Origin of the sequence: Faecalibacterium prausnitzii (assembly GCF_003287405.1) — a bacterium.
Lineage (GTDB): Bacteria > Bacillota > Clostridia > Oscillospirales > Ruminococcaceae > Faecalibacterium > Faecalibacterium intestinale.
The window spans coordinates 1-16,367 of sequence record NZ_PRLD01000017.1 but is presented as its reverse complement, the minus strand read 5'-3'; the positions used below and the strand labels follow the sequence as shown (position 1 = coordinate 16,367).

Sequence of the window (16,367 nt, the reverse complement as noted above, 5' to 3'; positions counted from 1 at the left end):
GATGATACGTACCCCCAATGCCGGATATCCGGTACTGGGGGTGTTTTTATGAAAAAATCAGTGTGCCGAACACTGCCAGCAAGAAAAATGCGCAGAAACGCCAGCAGGTGTAAACAAAAAGCGGACTTTTATAGAACGTGCAGGCTGTTTTGCACAAAAGAACTGTCGCTTTTTTAGCAATTCAATGTATTTGCGGGGCAAACGGTAGAACTTTGCGGTGGGATATGTTATACTAAACTGTAATTGCTAGCCCCGGAAAAAGGGGCTGCCAAAGGAGAAAGGACTTGTTATGAAGATCATTCTGGTGGGCGGCGGCAAGGTTGGCACGGCTCTGGCGCGCCAGCTCAGCGAGGAAGGCCACAACGTGACTGTGGTGGACACCAACAAGGCGCGCGTGGAGCACCTGACCGAAAGCTACGACGTGCTGGGCATCGTGGGCAATGGCTCGTCCATCACCACCCTGTCCGAGGCGGGCATTGAGGATGCGGACGTGTTCATTGCGGTCACCGGCTCGGACGAACTGAACCTGCTTTGCTGTATGTTTGCCAAAAAGGCGGGTCACTGCCACGGCATTGCCCGTGTGCGCAACCCGTCCTACAGCCATGAGCTGGACTTTATCAAAAAGCAGATCGGCATTTCCGCCATCATCAACCCGGAAATGGCAGCGGCAAAGGAGATCTCCCATCTGCTGCGGTTCCCCGGTGCCAGCAAGATCGATACCTTTGCGGACGGCCGTGTGCGGCTGATCAAGTTTGCGCTGCCCGATGCGCTGGACGGCGTAGCCATCCGCGAGATCCCCACCCGGCTCAAGAGCGATATTCTGGTGTGCGCGGTGGAGCGTGACGGCGGGGTCATCATCCCCAACGGTAACTTTGTGCTGCAAAAAGGTGATCAGGTCACTTTCCTTGCCACGCAGGAAAAGGCGCACGCCTTCTTCCAGCAGCTGCATCTGCCAGTGCAGCCGGTGCGCAACGCCCTCATCGTGGGCGGCGGTGCCATTGCCTACTACCTCAGTCAGGAACTGCTGGAAAACCATGTGCGGGTGCGCATCGTGGAGCGGGACGCCGCCCGCTGCGTAGAGCTGGCCGAGCAGCTGCCCGGCGCACAGATCCTGAACGAGGACGGCTCCAACCGCGAGTTTTTGCTTTCCGAGGGTCTGGAATCCACCGAGGCTTTTGTGGCGTTGACCAACATTGACGAGGAGAACGTGCTGCTGACCCTATTTGCCAAAAAGCACTCCAACGGCAAGCTGGTGACCAAAGTCAACCGTCTGGAATTTGACGATATTCTGGCCGGGCTGGATCTGGGCAGCGTGGTCTACCCCAAGTACATGACCTGTGACTACATCGTGCAGTACGTCCGCGCCCTGCAAAACGAGGCGGGCAACAACATCAAGACTCTGTACCGCATACTGGACGACCGCGTGGAGGCGCTGGAATTTACGGTGCACGAGGAGAGCGCCGCCACCGGTGTGCCCCTGAGCCAGCTGCACCTGAAAAAGAACCTGCTGCTGTGCTGCATTACCCGCGGCAGCAAGATTTTGATCCCCCGCGGCGGCGACCAGATCCAGGTGGGCGACAACGTCATCGTGGTCACGCTGGAGCATGGCCTGCACGATCTGCGCGATATCGTGGAGCACTGACGGAGGCAGACTATGAATTATGCGATCGTTTTCCGTCTGCTGGGCTATGTGCTGATGATCGAGGGCGCGTTGTTGCTGCTGCCCGCCGCCGCCAGCTTAGTGTATGGCGAGTGGATGGTGCTGGGCGTGTTTCTGCTCACAGCTGCGGTCAGCGCCGGCATCGGCTACGCCCTGCACACCATCAAACCCCGCAGCAAGGTGTTCTATATGCGCGAGGGCTTTGCGGCTACCTCGCTGTGCTGGGTATTCATCTCGGTGATGGGCGCGGTGCCCTTTGTGCTCACCGGCTGCATCCCGAACCCCGTGGACGCCCTGTTTGAGACGGTCTCCGGCTTTACCACCACCGGTGCCAGCATTCTGCCCGGCGTGGAGGATCTGCCCAAGGGCATTCTGTTCTGGCGCAGTTTCACCCACTGGATCGGCGGCATGGGCGTTCTGGTGTTCCTGCTCTCGCTGCTGCCGCTGACCGGCGGCTCCCACGTCAACCTGATGAAGGCGGAAAGCCCCGGCCCGCAGGTGGATAAGCTGGTGCCCAAGGTGCAGTCTACCGCTAAAATTCTGTACGGCATCTATTTTGCCCTCACCATGCTGGAACTGGTGTTCCTGCTGATTGGCAGAATGCCCCTGTTCGAGGCACTGCTCACCGCCTTTGGTACGGCGGGCACCGGCGGCTTTGGCTTCCGCAACGACAGCTTTGGCAGCTTTTCGCCCTACATCCAGTGGGTCGTGACCATCTTCATGATCCTGTTCGGCGTCAACTTCAACGCCTACTTCCTGCTGCTCATGCGCAAGTTCCGCCGCGCTGCTGCCAGCGAGGAGGTGCGGGGCTACTTTGTGGTCATCGCGGTGGCAGTGGGCATCATCACCGCCAATATTTATAGTATGTACAACAGCTTCGGCGTGGCGCTGCGGCAGGCCGCGTTTCAGGTAGGTTCCATCATCACCACCACCGGCTTTTCCAGCTGCGACTTTGACCTGTGGCCGACTCTCTCCAAGGAGATCTTGGTCATGCTCATGTTCATTGGTGCCTGCGCCGGCAGTACCGGCGGCGGCATCAAAGTGAGCCGTTTCCTCATTCTGGGCAAGACCTTAGTTAAGGAACTCAAGACTGCCCTGCACCCGCAGGTGGTGGCACCCGCCCGCATGGACGGCAAGCTGCTGAACCACGAGACCATCCGCACCACCAACGTGTTCATTGCGGCCTATATCTTTATCTTTGCGGCCTCCTTCTTCCTCATCAGCCTGAACGGCTTTGATATGGTGACGAACTTTACCGCCGTGGCTGCTACTCTGAACAACATCGGCCCGGGCTTGGAAATGGCAGGCCCCATGCAGAACTTCGGCTGCTTTGCAGACCCCGCAAAGCTGGTACTGATCTTCGATATGCTGGCCGGCCGTCTGGAGATCTTCCCCATGCTGGTGCTGTTCATGCCCGATACATGGCGGCGGTTCTAAGTGCTTTTGTGGCACGGGACAAGCATAAAAATATTATTTCGGAACACCGGAGTGTCTATGGACGCACCGGTGTTCTTTTTTGTAAAGAAAGCCGGAATGGCAGGTGGCAACGGTTAGAAATGCCTTGCGTTCAGCGCCGCATTGCAGTATGATTATAATATCAATTATCTGACCCTTACCCCTGAGCAGGCAGAACCTTTTTACAAACGAAATCGTTCTGCATGATAAAAAAGAAGAAAGCAAAACAATAAAACGTACAGGAGGAAATTACTATGGGTTTGATCAAAGCAGGTATGGGCGCACTGGGCGGAACTCTTGCAGACCAGTGGAAGGAATTTTTCTATTGCGATTCTCTGGACAAGGATGTGCTGATGGTCAAGGGCCAGAAGCGCAGCTCCCGCCGCAGTTCCAACCACGGCGAGGACAACATCATCACCAACGGCAGCGGCATTGCCGTGGCAGACGGTCAGTGTATGCTGATCGTGGAGCAGGGCAAGGTGGTGGAGGTGTGCGCCGAGCCGGGCGAGTTTACCTTTGACGCATCCACCGAGCCCAGCGTGTTCACCGGCAACTTCGGCGACAGTCTGGCAGCTACCTTCCAGACCGTAGCCAAGCGCTTTACCTATGGCGGCGACACCGGCAAGGATCAGCGCGTGTACTACATCAACACCAAGGAGCTGGGCGAGATCCTGTACGGCACCGCGACGCCCATCCCATTCCGGGTGGTGGTCAGCGAGGAGCGGGGCTATAAGCTCTCGGTGAATATCCGCTGTAACGGCAGCTTTACTTACCGCATCTGCGACCCGCTGCTGTTCTACACCAATGTGTGCAGCAATGTCTCCAACCAGTACGATGCCTCGGAGCTGGCTCCCCGCCTGAAGAGCGAACTGATGAACGCTTTGCAGCCGGCGCTGGCCACCCTTTCCGCCAACAAGGTGCAGTATTACGAGATCCCCGCCCACACGCTGGAGATCTCGGACGCCCTCAACGAGCAGCTGTCCAACGTCTGGCGCAAGAAGCGGGGTATTGAGGTGTTCTCCTTCAACATCAACTCTCTGTCCATCCCGGAGGAACAGCAGAAGAAGATCACCGAGTGGGAAGAGAACGCCATGACCACCGACCCCACCACCGCTGCCGCCCGTCTGGTGGGTGGTCAGATCGATGCCATGAAGACCGCCGCCGGCAACACCGCCGGTGCCATGACCGGTTTTATGGGCATGGGCATGGCAGCCGGTGCAAACGGCATGAACGCCCAGAATCTGTTTGCCATGGGTCAGCAGCCCGCAGCGCCCCAGCAGCAGTCTTCTGCCGCTGGCAGCTGGCAGTGCAGCTGCGGCGCTACCGTTACCGGCAAGTTCTGCCCGGAATGCGGCAGCAAAAAGCCGGAGCCGAAGCCCGCTGCCGACAGCTGGACTTGCAGCTGCGGTGCCACCGTCACCGGCAAGTTCTGCCCGGAGTGTGGCAAGCCCCGCCCGGCGGCAGCAGAGGGCTGGACTTGCAGCTGCGGTGCGGTGAACAAAGGCAAGTTCTGCTCCGAGTGCGGCAAACCCCGTCCCGCCGGTATGCCTAAATATAAGTGCGACAAGTGCGGCTGGGAACCGGCTGACCCCGCGCACCCGCCCAAGTTCTGCCCGGAGTGCGGCGATCCTTTCGACGAGAACGACCGCAGCTGAATCTGCGCACAATGACCGATCACGCTGCGGGGCAGGGAAGGACTCCTTGCCCCGCAGACTATAGGAGGAAACACTATGGCAGGAATGCTGGAATATAAGTGCCCCTGCTGCGATGGTGCGATCAAATTTGACAGCACCACCCAGAAGCTGAAATGCCCCTACTGCGACACCGAGTTTGAGGTGGACGCACTGAAGGGTTACGATGAGGATCTGAAGGATGCGAAGCCCAGCAGGATGAACTGGACTACCCCCGGCGGCGGCTGGGCAGAAGGGGAGACCGCCGGTCTGCATACTTACAGCTGCAAGAGCTGCGGCGGCGAGATCGTGGGCGACGACACCATGGCGGCTTCGGCCTGCCCCTTCTGCGGCAACCCCATCGTGCTGACCGGACAGTTTGCCGGAGACCTGCGCCCCGACCTCATCATCCCCTTCAAGCTGGACAAAAAGGCAGCTAAGGAAAAGCTGCAGGAGCACCTCAAGGGCAAGACCCTGCTGCCCAAGGTGTTCCGCAGCCAGAACCATATCGACGAGATCAAGGGCGTGTATGTGCCCTTCTGGCTGTACGACAGCGATGCCGATGCCCAGCTGCGCTTTACCGCTACCCGCACCCGCTGCTGGTCGGATGACGACTATGATTACACCGAGACCAGCTACTACTCTGTGCGCCGGGATGGCGTGCTGGGCTTTGACGCGGTTCCGGTGGACGGCTCCTCCAAGATGGCAGATGACCTGATGGAATCCATCGAGCCCTTTGCCATGCAGGATGCAGTGGCCTTCAACACTGCGTATCTGGCAGGCTATGTGGCAGATAAGTACGATGTGGACGCCAAAAAGAGCATCGAGCGCGCCAACGAGCGTATCCGCCAGTCCACCGAGGACGCCTTTACCCAGACAGTCACCGGTTACGACTCGGTCAAGGTGGAGAACAGCAGTATCCAGCTGCACGGCGGCAAGGCAAAGTATGCCCTGTTCCCAGTCTGGGTGCTGAGCACCAGCTGGCGCGGCGAGAATTACATCTTTGCCATGAACGGCCAGACCGGTAAGTTTGTAGGCAATTTGCCGGTGGATAAGGCCGCTGCCCGCAAGTGGACGCTGGGGCTTACGGCAGCCGTTGGCGCCGCGTCCTATGCGGTCATGTGGCTGCTGTGGCTGGCAGGGATTCTGTAAAGGAGGGAACGGAAGATGAAAAAGACTGTTACCCCGTTGCGCTCCCTCTGTGCTGCGCTGGCAGCACTGGTGCTCTTGCTGGCGCTGGCCGTACCGGCTTTTGCTGCCGAAAATGGTTTTGCTGACCTATACTACCGCCTGAACGACAGCGCAGAAGTCCTGACCGAGGACGAGGACAGCGAACTGGAAGCTTCACTGGAGGAGCTGAGCGTCCGCCAGAGCTTTGATGTGACCATTGCCACCATCGACTCGCTGGAAAGTGAGGGCTACACCAGCATGGAGGAATACGCCGATGACCTCTATGACTACTGTCAGTTCGGCTACGGTGCAGACCGTGACGGCGTACTGCTGCTGGTAAGCACAGGCGACCGCAAGTGGCACATCTCCACCTGCGGCTACGGCATCACCGCATTTACGGATGCCGGCATCCAGTACCTTGGCGAGCAGATGACCCCCGATATGGCAGACGGCGATTACGCCGCCGCCTTCCGCACCTTTATCCAGTGGACGGATTCGTATGTCACCGCCGCCCGCGAAGGTCACCCCTATGACGTAGACAATATGCCCAAGGAGCCGTTCTCGATCGTGTATCTGGGCGTGGCGCTGGTCATTGGTCTGGTGACGGCGCTGATCGTGACCGGCGTGATGAAGGGCCAGCTCAAGAGCGTGGCACCGCAGCGGGACGCAACCGATTATGTGCGGCAGGGCAGTATGAAGCTGACCAACCAGCGGGATCTGTTCCTGTACCGGGACGTGCACCGCACCGAGCGGCCAAAGGAGACCAGCTCCGGCGATTCCGGCGGCAGTTCCACCCACACCTCCTCCAGCGGCTCGACCCATGGCGGCGGTGGCGGTTCATTCTGAAAAAATATAGAGGGCTGCTGTAAACTGTCCCTCCCATAGCAATGCAACGCCGGAAGGTCTGCGGACTTTCCGGCGTTGTTCTTTTATCGCAATTTTCAATAATAGTGCCTATCAAAACAGCATATTTGCGATATGCTGTTTGCGGATGTTGTTTGTGCATTAAAAACGCAAACTGCTATAGCCATCACTTTTCTGCCGCCCGACACAAACGACTGATTTTTTCTGCGCCTTTGGGGCTATACTTCCAGTGCAGACGATTTTATATGCAGCAAGGAGCAGACACATGGGCATTTGGAAAAATCTGGGCATGGGCGGCTACCGGGGCTTTTCGCGCCCGGCGGCGCGGCTGTTACAGCAGGCGGTGCAGCTGGCGGGTGATCTGGGCTGTGAACAGGCGGATACCGGCCACCTTTTGCTGGCAATGTTACAGCAGCAGGGCGCTGCGGCGCAGTTCCTCACCCGGAAAAACATCACCGAGCCGGAGGTGCGCCGCCAGCTGGCGCAGCGGCGCAGCGGCCCGGCACAGCGGCTGGACAGGCGGGCTATGGCACCGGATCTGCGCCGCACCATGGACTATGCGCTCATCGGGGCGCAGAACGCCCATGTCAGCCGGGCAGAGCCGGAGCACCTGCTTTGCGCCATGCTGGAAGATGACGGCTGCGCCGCCGGGCTGCTGCTGGCGGAGATGGGGCTTCCGCTCACCGAGGCGGTGCGGGAGTGCCGCCAGCTGAGCGGACAGTTCGTGCTGCCCGCCCAGCCACGGGTGTCGGCCAGCATCCCCCGGGGCAGCCGTGCCAGCGATAAATATTGCCGCGACCTGACCCGCCGCGCCGCCGAAGGGGAGCTGGACCCGGTGTTCTGCCGGGAAGCGGAGCTTGACCGCATGGTGGAGATCCTGTGCCGCCGCCAGAAAAACGACCCCTGCCTGATCGGCGAGCCGGGCGTGGGCAAAACGGCGCTGGCCGAGGGTCTGGCGCTGCGCATTGCTGCCGGACAGGTGCCCAGAGCACTGCAGGGGCGGCGGCTGCTGGCGCTGGATATGGCCAGTCTGGTGGCGGGCACCAAGTACCGGGGCGATTTTGAGGAGCGGCTGAAAAACCTGCTGGAAGAGCTGGTGCGGGATGGCACTGCCATCCTGTTTATCGACGAGTTCCACACCATCGTGGGTGCCGGTGCCGCCGAGGGCGCGATCGACGCCGCCAGCATCCTGAAACCGGTGCTTGCCCGGGGCGAATTGCAGCTCATCGGCGCAACTACCAATCAGGAATTCCGCACCCACATCCAGAAGGACGCCGCGCTGGAACGCCGCTTTGGCAGGGTGCAGGTGGAGGAACCTACCCCCGCACAGGCAGTGGAGATCCTCAACGGTCTTGCGCCCCGCTACGAGCGGTACCACAATGTGCGCCTGCCGCCCCAGACCTTGCAGGCGGCGGTGGAGCTTTCGGTGCGGTACCTGCCCGGGCGCTGCCTGCCGGATAAGGCTATCGACCTTGTGGACGAAGCCTGTGCAGCGGCGCGCATCCTTGCCGAAAAGGAGCAGCGCACCCAGCCGGTGCTTGCCCCGGAGGATATCGCCCGGGTGGTGGCAGCCGCCAGCGGCGTGCCTGCCCAGCGGGTGGGCGAGCAGGAGCGGGAGCGGCTGGACAAGCTGGAAAGCCGCCTGAACGCGGAGATCGTCGGCCAGCAGCGGGCGGTGGCAGCTGTGGCGGGAGCCATCCGGCGCAGCCGCACCGGTCTGGGCGAGCCGGGGCGTCCCATTGGTGCCATGCTGTTTTTAGGCCCTACCGGCGTGGGAAAGACCGCACTGGCACGGGCGCTGGCAGTCAGCTGGTTCGGCAGCGAGAAAGCGCTGCTCAAGTTCGATATGTCGGAGTATCAGGAGCAGCACACCGCTGCCCGGCTGCTGGGCGCGCCGCCGGGCTACCTCGGCCACGATGAGGGCGGGCAGCTGACCGAGGCTGTGCGCCGCCGCCCGTACAGCGTGGTGCTGTTTGACGAGATCGAAAAGGCACACCCGGATATCCAGAATATCCTGTTGCAAATTTTGGAGGATGGTCAGCTGACCGATGCCATGGGGCGCAAGGCGGATTTCCGCAACACCATCGTGCTGCTTACTTCCAACTTGGGCGCACGGTTTCTGGCAGGGCAGAACGCGCCGCTGGGCTTTGCCGCCGGGGCAGAAGCCGTGTTTGAAAAGCAGTCCGCGCAGGCTGTGGAGGAAGCAAAAAAGTGGTTCCACCCAGAGCTGCTCGGGCGGCTGGATGAAGTGATCGTGTTCCGTCCGCTGGGGGAGGAAAACCTCTGCGCCATTGCAGAAAAAATGCTCTGCCAGCTGGAGCAGCGCGCTGCTCGCAGCGGCTACCGGCTGCGCCACACCCCGCAGGTAGGAGCGGCACTGGCTGCCCGGGCTCGATCGGCCTACGGCGCGCGGGAGCTGCGCCGTCAGGTGGACAGGGCAGTGGAGCAGGCACTGGCAAACCGCATTGCTGCTGGGACTGCCTGTGTGGGACAGCACTGGACGGCAGACTGCGCCGCCGATGGCAGTATCGTTTTGCGGGAGGATGAGACCGTAACCCTATAAGAAAATAGCAAAATAGCATTTTTGCTTGCAACCGGCGCGGTTTTCGACTATTATAGAGGAAATAGAGTTACAACAGGGAGGATCCCCGATGCACACGCTGTTTCTTCTGAACCCCACAGCCGGAAAGGCTGATTGTACCCGCACCCTGCCGCAGCAGATCGCGGCGGCTGCTGCCGGTGCCGGGCTTGCCCCGGAGGACTACACTATTCGTGTTACCACCCACGCAGGCCACGCCCGGGAGCTGTCCCGCGCTGCCGCCGCTGCCGCCCAGAAGGCCGGGGTGGAGCTGCGCATTTTTACCGCCGGCGGTGACGGCACCTTCAACGAGGCGCTCACCGGTGCCCACGGCTTTGATAAGACCGCCGTGGGCTGCCTGCCCTATGGCAGCGGCAACGACTTTCTGCGCACCTACGGTACAAAGGAGGAGTTTCTGGATCTGGACGCCCAGCTGGCAGGCGGGGCAGTACCCATCGACCTGATGCGCACCAGTCTGGGGCTTTCTGCCACCATCTGCGCCGCCGGTCTGGACGCACAGGTGGCCTACGGCATCCCCAAGTTCCGGCGCATCCCGCTGTGCGGCGGCGAAGCAGCTTATGCACTGTCCATCGTACAACAGCTGTGCGGGCATATCGGCCGCAGGGTGGAGTACGTCATTGACGGCGAGGTGCTGACCGTGGACTGCCTGATGTGCGCGGTGTGCAATGGCCGCGCCTACGGCGGCGGTTTTATGGCAGGGCCGGAGGCACAGCCGGATGACGGCTGGCTTGATGTGTTCATCGTGCGCAAGGTCAGCCGCCGGGTCATTGCAAAGCTGCTGATGCTGTACAAAAACGGCCAGCACTTTCAAAACGGCCAGCTCACCGAGGCCGCAAAGCCTTACTTTATCTATCGCCGCGCAAAATCGGTCAGCCTGCGGGCAGCAGATGGCCGCGGGCCGATCATTGCCACCGTGGACGGCGAGTGTGCTCCCTGCAAGCAGGTGTCGGTACAGGTGCAGCCGCTGGCAGGCCATGTGCTGCTGCCGCTGCCTGCGTATCAGCGTTTTACCGCGAAAAAGGCAGGCGTGAAGTGACTGGAACCGAAGTGATAGCAGAATGATCGTTATCGCAAGTCAAGAAATTAGTGCAACATTCAAACAGCATATCTGCGATATGCAATGCAATGCTGCTGCTGTTGCATTAAAAAGTTGAATTGCTATAAAATAAGAAGCCGCCAGAGTACCGTGTGATAGATATCACATGATACTCTGACGGCTTCGTTTTTTCATTTTACTGGGTCAGAAAGCTCTTTACGGTCAGCGCCAGACGGTAGAAACCGTACCCATAGGCCAGCTGTGCCGGCCAAGCCCAACTGGCGATCTTTTTGCCGGTGTCCACCACAGGCTGTACATTCAGTTGCTGCATACTGCCCCATGTTGCATTGCGGATATCGGAAAGCAGCATATCGCGGAACCAGTCACCAAACAGGTAGTTGAATGCATCCAGCGCTGAACCACCAGCGATATAGACCATTTCTTCTTCGCGGAGAAGATCGTAATTGCAGGGGTATTTCATAATTCCACCTCGTGATCGTTGTTTGTTATCGCGATTTTCAAAAAAAGTGCCTATAAAACATCATGCTTGCGATATGCAGTTTGCGGGTGCTGCTTAGGCACTAAAAAAGCAAACTGCTGTAGATACAAATTTTCATTCCAGCCGATCATACAGCCAATGCCCGGCCGAACCGCTGCCATCGCCGCCGCTGTAAGTCTGACGGATAAGTTCCTGCTTGAGTTCTGCTTTTTTATCGGTGTATGTCTTTTTTACTTCCCGCACGATGGCAGTATCCCGACCATTTGCCTTGAGAATAGCCGTCATCTGGCTGCATATATTATTCACTTCGGCATCGCAGTCCTTTTCCATCGCCGTCAGAACATTTGTTTTTCCAAGAACGACCTGTACTTTCAAAATCAGGCTGCGCTGATCTTCTGGGTAAGCAACATACTCCTGATGTGCCTGCCGGATGATCTCCAGCAGCTCCCGTTCATAGCGCTCCTGCTGCTGGTACAGCTGCGCTACCAGCGCTTCGATCTGCGCGTCGCATTCGTCCTGCTGTGGATGAGAAGCAGCAGCGGATGTGCTCTGGCTTTGCGATACAACAGAACTGGAGACCGCAGCCGTGCTGGTATCTGCACTGGAAGCCCCCACCGGACGGGATGAACTGGCTGCAGCAGATGCTTCACTTCCGGCAGCATTTTCTTCCTGTGCGGCGATCTTTTCAAGCAGTTCTTCCACTTCCGAGCTGCTCATGTTCTCGCCGTCTTGGATCAGGGTCTCAACGTCTTCTTTTGCTGTATCTGTCGACGAATTGCTTTCCGGCTCAGAGACCGCACTCTGTGCAGCCGGAGGTTCACTGACGGGCAAAGGCGATGGCTCTGTATGAGCTCTAAAATACAGCAGACCACCTGCCACTACCGCACACGATCCGATCCCACACAACGTTTTTTTCAGTGCTTTCTTCATAAACGCTGCTTCCTTTTTACAAGTTGCCTTACTGCCTTACTTTACACCGGACTTCCGCAGCACTGCGCCTACGGTTTTGAACAGGATACGGATATCCAGCCAGGGGGAGACATTCTTTACGTAGTACATCTCCATGGCCTGACGTTCCCCGCTCTGATAGGTTGCATCGTTGCGGGCATACGCCTGCCAGTACCCGGTCAGACCGGGCTTGACACTCTGAAATGCTGCGGTTTCCGCCGGAGTATAAAATTCAAATTCCCGCTCCATAATGGGCCGCGGCCCCACAAAGCTCATATCGCCTTTCAGGATGTTCAGCAGCTGCGGCAGCTCATCCAGACTGGACATCCGCAGCTTGCTGCCGATCCGGGTCACACGGGGATCGTTTTCCAGTTTGAACTCCTGCTGCAGCTCCACCTGCTGCTCCGGGGTCAGAACGATCCTCCGGTCCTGATACATTGTGCGGAATTTGTACATCTGAAATGTTTTTCCACCCTTGCCCACCCGGGTGTGTTTGTAAAAAACCGGTCTGCCGTCTTCTGATAAAATCAAAATGGCGATCACCAGAAAGAGCGGGGACAACACCGCCAGAGCCGCAAGACTTGCCAGAATATCAAAAAGGCGTTTGACTGCCTGATAGACACCTGACCTCTCCGTGCATTTGATCACGACTTTCTCTCCTTTATGCAGTGATCACCACAGTCGATATGGCAACACTTCGTTTTTGTTCAGCAGCACTACAGCTACCAGAGTTTCTGCCGCAAAGGCAACTGCCACCAACCCGGTCAGGATGCGGCGGCGGTGCGGGTCTGTTTCTGTCTGCAGCGCTTCCGGAAGCAGCAGGAACTGCGGGGCTGCATAGTAGTAATTCAACCGTTTCATCAACGGCAGCACCCCGGACAGTGCCAGTGCAAAAGTCCCTAACAAGGTCATGTTGTACCAAATAACGTAATAGGGACAGCGCTGCTTTGCTGCATTCCAGTAATGCCCGCAGAACAGCAGAACGCACAGGTTTATGACAAAGAACATCGTCTCAAAGCCGTCTTCACTCCATGCAGAACCCAGATAACGGGCATAATATCCCAGCCCGATCCGCGGCATCAGCCAGGCAGCAGCCGTACCCAAAACACCAGAACAGGCCAGCACGCCTGCTGTCAGCAACAGGGCATAGCGGGGGTTCAGCTCGACCCGGCACAAAAAATAACACGGCAGCAGTACCACCGCTGTAGTGTGGAACAGCATTGCCACCGCCACGCAGGCCAGAAAAGGGAAGAGCCGCTTCTCCCGGATGAACTGTACGGCCACCAGCCCGATGCCAATGGCAATGTACTGCCGGATGATGTTCATGCTGAGAAAATAATTGCTGCTGGCTACATAGAGGTAGATAGCCAGAACCGGAGCAGAACACTGGGTGAATATGGCATAATAAACGCACAGACCTATTATAACAGATGTTGCCGCGATTACAAGACGAAAGTTTCCGCCCAATGCCACAGCAGCTTCCATCAAGACCCGATACCCTGGCTCGCAATTGTCCAGCACACCCAAAAAGAACTGCAAAGCAGACTCTGGACTCTCATACAGCCCCCACCGGGTAAGCTCTTCGCGCATCGGCGCAAACAGCTCCTGACACAGCGCATCGCCACCGCCTGCCCGCAGCCACTGCAGAGCCCGGAATTCCGGCAGATAGGTATAAAGGAAATCTGTGCCCACGCCCCACCGCGCCGCACTTACTAATATAAGCGGCAGGGAACAGAGCACAAGCGCTCCCCAGCGCTGTTTGCTGTCAATAGCGTTCAGAGCATCGGTGTTCCGTTTTTCGCACCAGACTGCCAACAGGCAGGAGATCAGCGTGGCCGCAATATAAACCAGCATTCTTTACGGTCTCCTATATCGAATTTTACGGCTGAGAAATGCAGTGCCCTTTTTGAGCCAGTGCTGATTTTCCAAAAACACCACGGGCAGTTCCGTATACGCAATATGGTTCGTTTCCATCCAGACGTCCAGCAGCCGCTCGGCCAGAAAACCGTAAACACGGCCATTATACGCATCATAACGGTCTGCATCGATACGCTTTTCGGCTTCTGCCAGCACATCGAACAACCATGTGCAGTATGCATCCAGAATGTCCCTGCGCATGACGAACATATTGAACCGATGCCCGCTGGTGCGCCCCATGACAGCTGCGTAGGCCGGCAGGTAGGCTGCGTATCTTTCTGCAAGGATACTCTGTACAGCATCCAGATCTTCCTTATGATGGGCGTGAATGTACTGGGTATAGGTCGTTTCGATCCAATAATTGCGCTTTTTCGGCAGGATCACAGGGGCTTTTTCCAGTGCAGCATGGATCTCGGTTCCTGATGCGATGCGGTCAAACTTTCTGCCGCCGGGCATTCTGCGGGCAAAATAACGCCGGTAATGCACCAACCCCAGATAATCTGCCTGCAGGTTTTTCCAGCCCCAGTAAAGAGCAGTCAGCTCACAATAGGATCTGTTTTTGTTTGAGATATTCTCTCCGGTGTCGTCTCTCAGCGCGTTTTCCATGCCCGGGATATGTACACCGCCCACCTGAATGGGCGCATAAACTGCATCTTCCGGCAGACAGTACGCTTTGTGCATCGCCACCAACAGCTTGATGTTCTCCATATATCACCCTGCCGTCTTACATCTTCCAGTAGTTGGCCACGGTCTGCCCTAACCGGACACCGCCGTACAGAAAGGTCGCTTTTCGCAGGAGGGACATCTGCCAGAAGTCTTTTGCCCAGTCTACCGTCGGCTGCAGGCTTTTTTGCAGCAGGCAGTTCCACACGGCAGTGCGCATACTGCCCAGAAACTGGTTCTGAAACGTATAAGCGGTCACGCGGTCAAAAACATCCAGCAAGCCGCCGCCGGATACCTCCGGCAGCTCGCCCTGTTCCAGTACAAAATACTTGGCAGGATAGTTCATTTTTCCTTTAACCTTTCGTTATGATTTTGGTGAAGTCATTCTGGGAAAGAGGAGTGCTTTTGATCTACAATATATTTTTGCAATAAGGGTTTTATTTGCTGAAAAATAGTGATCTGCTACAGCACCAATTTCGCCCTGTCCCGCAATATAAGCAAAAGCTCTGGGTTCCAATGGATCCCAGTGCAATCATTTGTGCCCTATTGAATCATCTCATTCTGAAAGACAGAATAAGCCTATACTTGCAATAGTTTACCTCGTTTCCTGTCCTGCTGTCAAGTGTTTGTAGGATCATTGACCTATCTATGCAGACAGAAACGGGAAAATCTGTTTTCTCGGTTGTTCATATACATTGCTCCACGATCAAAAGCGTAATATAAAGATAGCACCATCGTAAGGACAACTTCTTTTTTGAAACAGGCGGTCAGTAAAAAGGTCGCATCAAGCGGTGTGACATACCACTTTTGCCAAAGGTCTTGATTTAAAAAAAATCCATGGTATATTGAAACTGGAAAGCTCCAAACATGGAGTGGCATTACAATTTTGGAGACAAAGTGTTTTCGCTTATACAGCGAGGGTGCCTTATGAAAATCAAAGAAAGTCCATCTATCATTCTGGCGTTTCGTGGGATGCTTGGCCGCAAGAAGCAGACCAGCCTATTGCTGCTTTTGCTGACACTGGTTTTCTCGTTCCTGACAGCGGCGGTGATCTACTCCGTCAGTTCTGCACAGGTATTGCAGGACACCCGCTGTGAGTTATATGGCGAATGGCAGTACCTGCGTTTGTCGGATACAGCTGAGGATGCCGCACAGGTACAAAACGCCTTGCCCGCATCCGCACAGGTCAGCACAGTGACCCAAAACGGAATCGTTCTCGGTGCAGACGATGGTGTGGCGGGCGGGATCGGAACGGTAGACGATACCTTTGCACAGCTGGGACGTATCGTGCCGATCAGCGGTGATTTCCCCACGCAGCCCGATGAGATCGCCATGACGACGACACTGCTGGATGCGCTGGGCTGCTCCTATGACGTAGGGCAGACGGTCACGCTGAAGGTCGCTGCCAATGATTACGACCCGCTGGCGGGCTCTGGCGCAGTGATGGAAAAAGCCTATACTCTGTGCGGCGTTTTGCCTGCCTATGATGTGTATTGGAATCTGAACGGCAATCTGACCGTCAGCGGCATTGTAGCAGAGCCGCTTGCCATAGACGGGCAAAAGTTCCAGACGTTTTATTACTTGAATGCAGCCGCACCCGTGACCGCTTCAACCGACCCTGCTTTAGTGGCAAACGAGTATGCCTACCCGCAGGAGGATACCGTTTCGTTCTCCCTGCGCTTTTTGCTGGTCGCAGCGATTCTGGTCAGCTTTTTTGCAGTGGCGCAGTATTTTCTGATCGTTCTGCACAAGCGTATACATACCATCAATACCTTCCTGACGCTGGGGGCTAAGAATCGGGATCTCCGGCTCATGTGCCTGTGGGAGGCGCTTTTTGCCGGGCTTGCAGCAGTTGCTGCTGGGTTTGCACTGGGCTGCGGTGCTGC

14 protein-coding genes are annotated in these 16,367 nt (G+C 57.3%); 8 read left to right on the top strand and 6 right to left on the bottom strand.

Going from position 1 to position 16,367, the window contains the following annotated elements:
- Positions 1 to 289 precede the first annotated feature (289 nt).
- From trkA to C4N24_RS13110, 7 genes are all read left to right on the top strand, one after another.
- Positions 290 to 1,642: a Trk system potassium transporter TrkA gene (trkA, locus tag C4N24_RS13140; protein WP_112091781.1), complete on the top strand. Its 1,353-nt coding sequence runs from the start codon at positions 290 to 292 to the stop codon at positions 1,640 to 1,642.
- 12 nt (positions 1,643 to 1,654) lie between these two features.
- Positions 1,655 to 3,097: a TrkH family potassium uptake protein gene (locus C4N24_RS13135; protein WP_112091780.1), complete on the top strand. Its 1,443-nt coding sequence runs from the start codon at positions 1,655 to 1,657 to the stop codon at positions 3,095 to 3,097.
- Between the two features lie 272 nt (positions 3,098 to 3,369).
- The gene (locus tag C4N24_RS13130) at positions 3,370 to 4,770 is read left to right on the top strand and encodes an SPFH domain-containing protein (RefSeq protein WP_112091779.1); all 1,401 of its coding nucleotides are present in this window, start codon (positions 3,370 to 3,372) and stop codon (positions 4,768 to 4,770) included.
- Positions 4,771 to 4,845: 75 nt separating this feature from the next.
- A complete protein-coding gene (locus C4N24_RS13125; RefSeq protein ID WP_112091778.1) occupies positions 4,846 to 5,937 on the top strand; it encodes a hypothetical protein in 1,092 nt (363 codons plus the stop codon).
- A 15-nt stretch (positions 5,938 to 5,952) separates the two neighbouring features.
- Complete coding sequence (locus tag C4N24_RS13120; protein ID WP_112091777.1) at positions 5,953 to 6,801, top strand: TPM domain-containing protein; 849 nt, start codon at positions 5,953 to 5,955, stop codon at positions 6,799 to 6,801.
- Positions 6,802 to 7,084: 283 nt separating this feature from the next.
- Positions 7,085 to 9,382 (top strand): ATP-dependent Clp protease ATP-binding subunit, encoded by a 2,298-nt coding sequence (locus C4N24_RS13115; RefSeq protein ID WP_112091776.1) that lies wholly within the window; start codon positions 7,085 to 7,087, stop codon positions 9,380 to 9,382.
- 88 nt (positions 9,383 to 9,470) lie between these two features.
- Positions 9,471 to 10,454: a diacylglycerol/lipid kinase family protein gene (locus C4N24_RS13110; RefSeq protein ID WP_112091775.1), complete on the top strand. Its 984-nt coding sequence runs from the start codon at positions 9,471 to 9,473 to the stop codon at positions 10,452 to 10,454.
- A gap of 196 nt (positions 10,455 to 10,650) precedes the next feature.
- Here C4N24_RS13110 and C4N24_RS13105 read toward each other — a convergent pair whose 3' ends face one another.
- From C4N24_RS13105 to C4N24_RS13080, 6 genes are all read right to left on the bottom strand, one after another.
- Positions 10,651 to 10,935, bottom strand: a complete 285-nt coding sequence (locus C4N24_RS13105) for a hypothetical protein (RefSeq protein WP_112091774.1) — start codon at positions 10,933 to 10,935, stop codon at positions 10,651 to 10,653.
- A gap of 132 nt (positions 10,936 to 11,067) precedes the next feature.
- The gene (locus tag C4N24_RS13100) at positions 11,068 to 11,883 is read right to left on the bottom strand and encodes a hypothetical protein (RefSeq protein ID WP_146746811.1); all 816 of its coding nucleotides are present in this window, start codon (positions 11,881 to 11,883) and stop codon (positions 11,068 to 11,070) included.
- A gap of 36 nt (positions 11,884 to 11,919) precedes the next feature.
- Entirely contained in the window at positions 11,920 to 12,549 is a 630-nt protein-coding gene (locus C4N24_RS13095) for a sugar transferase (RefSeq protein WP_242983276.1), read from the bottom strand.
- 24 nt (positions 12,550 to 12,573) lie between these two features.
- Complete coding sequence (locus C4N24_RS13090) at positions 12,574 to 13,755, bottom strand: EpsG family protein (protein WP_112091771.1); 1,182 nt, start codon at positions 13,753 to 13,755, stop codon at positions 12,574 to 12,576.
- Between the two features lie 3 nt (positions 13,756 to 13,758).
- Complete coding sequence (locus C4N24_RS13085; protein ID WP_112091770.1) at positions 13,759 to 14,526, bottom strand: DUF4422 domain-containing protein; 768 nt, start codon at positions 14,524 to 14,526, stop codon at positions 13,759 to 13,761.
- Between the two features lie 16 nt (positions 14,527 to 14,542).
- A complete protein-coding gene (locus C4N24_RS13080; protein ID WP_112091769.1) occupies positions 14,543 to 14,827 on the bottom strand; it encodes a hypothetical protein in 285 nt (94 codons plus the stop codon).
- 581 nt (positions 14,828 to 15,408) lie between these two features.
- On the opposite strand from C4N24_RS13080, the gene C4N24_RS13075 reads away from it, so the two are divergent.
- The coding region (locus C4N24_RS13075; RefSeq protein WP_347475240.1) for an FtsX-like permease family protein at positions 15,409 to 16,367 on the top strand (959 nt) is incomplete at its 3' end.